Annotated in this window: 2 protein-coding genes and 1 pseudogene; all 3 read right to left on the minus strand. The window is 61.9% G+C overall.

Annotation, left to right across the window (positions count from 1 at the left end; all coding sequences use genetic code 11):
* On the minus strand, positions 1-319 hold a 319-nt coding region (locus EOA85_RS33715; RefSeq protein ID WP_127212583.1), incomplete at its 3' end, for a glycosyltransferase.
* Entirely contained in the window at positions 319-1,314 is a 996-nt protein-coding gene (locus EOA85_RS33720; protein ID WP_127212584.1) for a glycosyltransferase family 2 protein, read from the minus strand. The genes EOA85_RS33720 and EOA85_RS33715, both read right to left, overlap by 1 nt.
* Before the next feature lie 28 nt (positions 1,315-1,342).
* Positions 1,343-2,022, minus strand: a pseudogene (locus tag EOA85_RS33725) (glycosyl transferase family 1); the annotation flags it as partial.

Raw genomic sequence — 2,022 nt, forward strand, 5'->3', positions numbered from 1 at the left:
ATCTGGACGATGCCGTTTCGTCATCGTCGAGGAAGGCGACGAAATCCGCCATGCTGGCGTCGAGGCAGGCGTTGCGGGCGATCGAGATGTTGCGCGCCGGGCAATGACGATAGCTGATCGGCAGCTTCAACGTCTCCGCCAGCGTCGCCACCAGCAACTCGGCCGTCGGCCCGTCATCATTGTCGGCGACGATGACGCGAATGTCGAATCCCGAAGGCACCTCCAGGGCGGCTATGGAGCGAAGCGTGTCGGCAAGCTCCGGCCGCCGAAACGTGCAGACGCAGATGTCGATGCTGCGGTTTTTTTCGGCCACACCCATCACGCTACCCTCCTACTCTGTGATCGCGGTCCAAGCAGTTGCAGCCAGAAGCCAACGGACCAGCCGAAATGCATGACCATCGCCGAAATCCCAGCAAGCGCATTGTCCGGATTGCGCTGGCTGATGGCAGTCCACACGCCATAGCCGAGACAAACCGACGCCCACACCAGAAGCGGCACGACCGCCAACCAATGCACGAAGAAAAAGGCAGAGAGAAGGACAACGGGGAACACCAGAAGCGGCAGCATCTGCCGGACCTTCGGTATCATGCGATGCTTGAGAACGTTTTTTGCGCGGCCGCGGCCATAGCCGAGATACTGGAAATACAGCCCGGCGAGCGACGCGCGCGGGTAATAGATCATTTGCGTCTTGCCGCTCATCCAGATTCGGTAACCGGCCTGACGGAGCCGATAGTCGAACTCCGCATCCTCGTTGTGGCTGAACGTCTCGTCATAGCCGCCCACCGCCTTGAAGGCCGATATCCGCATCAGCGCATGGTGGCCGTGATCGACCCACTCGCCCACTGAGAGATGTCGGTGCTTCGAGCCGCCCGTGCCGAGCTTGGAATTCTGTGCAGCCGCCACCGCTTTCTGCACCGTGCCGCTGCCGCTGGTCAGCATGGAGACGACGACGGAATCGGCGCCGGTGGCCAGCGCCTCCTCGACCAGCCGATCGCAATAGTCGGGGGGATAGCCGCCATGCGCGTCGATGCGAATGAGATATTCAGCCCCCTCGCCGTAACTGGCAACGGCGAGATTGATCGCCGCGCTCTGGAGGCGCTTTTCATTGTGAAGAAGGATGATCCGCGGATCTTTCCTGGCAATCTCCTCGACGATTACCCTCGTGCCGTCCGTGCTGCCGCCATCGGCAACGACGATCCGGGCACCGAGCCTCTCGGCCGACGGTCGAAGCTCATGAACAAGCGCACCGATGTGAGCCGCTTCGTTCAGGCACGGAATCACGATCAGGCTGGGCCCAAGCTTTTCGGTTGGCATCATCGGCCCATGTCCATCGATAGCCATCCTAAGCCAGTGCCTGGGCAGCATACCGATCCTGCACAACCGTCAACCCGCGAAGCTTTTCGACGAGCGCCCGGCAATCGCTGCGATCATGGCTCCAGGTTCGCGGATTGCGGGCAAGAACACGCGCCCGCAATTTCCCGAAACGATGCTCGTCCATATCCCCCAGGGCGGCTTCGAGGGCCTCAGGCGTGGCTTGACGCAAAAGAACGCCTATCCCCTGCCGGTCGAGGAACCGGCCGGTTTCGGTGTTGGCCATCGAGATCGGCACGGCGCCGAAGCGGCAGCCCTCGTAGAGACGGTTGGGCAGCAGCCATTCGGAATTCAGCCCCTGCTCGAAAAAATCGATGGCCCAGGAGAAATGGACCTCGCGGTAGATCGTCGCCATATCCTCGGGGTTCCGATAGGGCCCGCCAAACGAAAGCCAGGGCTCGGCTTCGACAAAACCGTGAAAATCCGGAAATTCGGAAAGCGCCGGGCGGCCCCTGAGGATGATTTCGAAGCGACCGTCGAGCCGTCGGGAAAATTCGGCCAGAAGCTCCAGGGAGCGGCGGCACCGGAGCGCACCGAACCAGCCGATCCGCCAAGGCGGAGCGACGGGATCATCCGCCACCATGCGATCATCCAGCGCAACCGCGGCAGGCTCGAAATATTTGTTCTCGAGCAGCTCGACCGGCGCGGCAA

Source organism: Mesorhizobium sp. M5C.F.Ca.IN.020.29.1.1 (genome assembly GCF_003997375.1).
In the GTDB taxonomy this organism is placed as follows: Bacteria; Pseudomonadota; Alphaproteobacteria; order Rhizobiales; family Rhizobiaceae; genus Mesorhizobium; species Mesorhizobium wenxiniae.